This is a genomic window from Oscillospiraceae bacterium (genome assembly GCA_035353335.1).
Lineage (GTDB): Bacteria > Bacillota > Clostridia > Oscillospirales > JAKOTC01 > DAOPZJ01.
This window is the reverse complement of record DAOPZJ010000123.1, coordinates 1-1,921: the sequence shown is the minus strand read 5'-3', so window position 1 is coordinate 1,921 and position 1,921 is coordinate 1. Positions and strand designations below refer to the sequence as shown.

The window sequence follows — 1,921 nt, the reverse complement described above, 5'->3', positions numbered from 1 at the left end:
TTGATGATGGCGGTTTGGGTTATTACCTCGTGAAAAGCGACCGCCTTAATGTCGCCGCCGAGCTCTTTACTGACGGCGTTCAAGTACTGAGTGACGGAGATCTCCGCATCCTTGACAAATGCCTGTTCGACTAAGCAAACTTCTTTATAATACTTTTTAATTCTGCCTTCGACGATCTTGTCGGCGATATTGGCGGGTTTGCCCTCGTTGATCGCTGCGGTTTTTGCAATTTCACGCTCTTTGGCTAATGTTTCTTCATCAACGCTCGCGGCATCGAGGAACAGCGGGTTCATCGCAGCAATCTGCATTGCAACATCTTTTGCCGCTTCGGTGAATTTCGCTGTGGCAGCAATGGCATCAGTGGTTTCGAACTTGACCAAGACGGCAATTCTGCCGCCGCCGTGGACATAAGACATCAGATGACCGTCCATGACCTTGAAACGGCGGATCGAAATATTCTCGCCGATGGTGTAAATCTTCGATTTGAGGAATGCTTCAAGGGACTCCCCGCCGCAGTCTTTGGTCATCAGATCTTCAACAGAGGTCGGTTTTTGGGTCAGAATAGCATTTGCAATCTTTGAAACAAGCTCTTTGAAGGGCTCACTTTTAGCGGCGAAGTCAGTCTCGCAGTTGACTTCGACGATAACACCCTTTTTGCACTTGGCACAGACCTCGGAATAAGCCATACCTTCGGCAGCGATTCTTCCGGCTTTTTTCGCAGCGGCCGCAAGGCCTTTTTCACGCAGAATCTCGATGGCTTTTTCGGTATCGCCGTTGGCTTCTGCCAATGCCTTTTTGCAATCCATCATCCCTACGCCGGTTCTGGTACGCAGATCAGCTACATCTTTTGCTGTGAATTCCATAATATATATTCATTCCTTTCAGTAACATGGTGAAAAAGATCCAGTCACGTTGTTTACGCTTTCGGCGTTATTATTCAGCGGCTTTCTCTTCTGCGGGTTCGGCTGTCTCTTCGGATTCGGTTGTCGCGGCATTCGATTCGCCTTGTCTGGATTCGATGATTGCATCGGCCATTGCGCCGGTGATCAGTTTGACCGCACGGATTGCGTCGTCGTTGCCCGGAATGACATAGTCGATCTCATCCGGGTCGCAGTTGGTGTCGACGATGGCGACGATCGGGATGTTCAATTTTCTGGCTTCGGAGACGGCGTTGCGCTCTTTGCGCGGGTCGACGATGAACAACGCGCCGGGCAGTTTATCCATCTCTTTGATGCCGCCGCGAAACTTTTCGAGCTTTTCGATCTCGAGGCGAAGTTTAATGACTTCCTTCTTGGGCAGGATGTCAAACGTGCCGTCCTCTTCCATCTTGCGCAGCTGTGCAAGGCGGGCGATTCTCTTATGGTTGGTTTGGAAGTTGGTAAGCATGCCGCCGAGCCATCTGGCGTTAACATAGTGTGCGCCGGAACGGATCGCTTCTTCCTTGATGGAGTCCTGGGCCTGCTTTTTGGTGCCGACAAACAGAATCGGTTTGCCTTCCGCGGCGACGCTACGCACAAACATATACGCATCGTCAAGCTTTTTCACGGTTTGCTGAAGGTCGATGATGTAGATACCGTTGCGTTCCGTAAAGATATACGGAGCCATTTTTGGGTTCCAGCGTCTGGTCTGGTGTCCGAAGTGGACGCCTGCTTCCAGCAGCTGCTTCATAGATACGACTGCCATTGGGTATTCCTCCTAAAAATTTGGTTATTGATCCTCTGCGCCGCTTTGGGGAGACAGTACCCCGCTCAAAGAACCGTAATGAACGGCACCACTTTGAGAATTCGACGCATGCGAATTCCGTGGTATTATACCACATCGAAAGGCAGTTTTCAACTGTTTTATAATAAAAATCGGTTTTATAACCTGTAGGATTACAATTGATGTGTTACAAAGTAAGGGAAGGAAAAAGGTAGCGAAC

2 protein-coding genes are annotated in these 1,921 nt (G+C 49.7%); both read right to left on the bottom strand.

Going from position 1 to position 1,921, the window contains the following annotated elements; translation table 11 throughout:
• A partial coding sequence (gene tsf / locus PKH29_12895; protein HNX15737.1) for a translation elongation factor Ts occupies positions 1 to 863 on the bottom strand: 863 nt, incomplete at its 3' end.
• Between the two features lie 70 nt (positions 864 to 933).
• Positions 934 to 1,683, bottom strand: coding sequence for a 30S ribosomal protein S2 (gene rpsB / locus PKH29_12890; protein HNX15736.1), 750 nt, complete (start codon positions 1,681 to 1,683; stop codon positions 934 to 936).
• Positions 1,684 to 1,921: the final 238 nt, after the last annotated feature.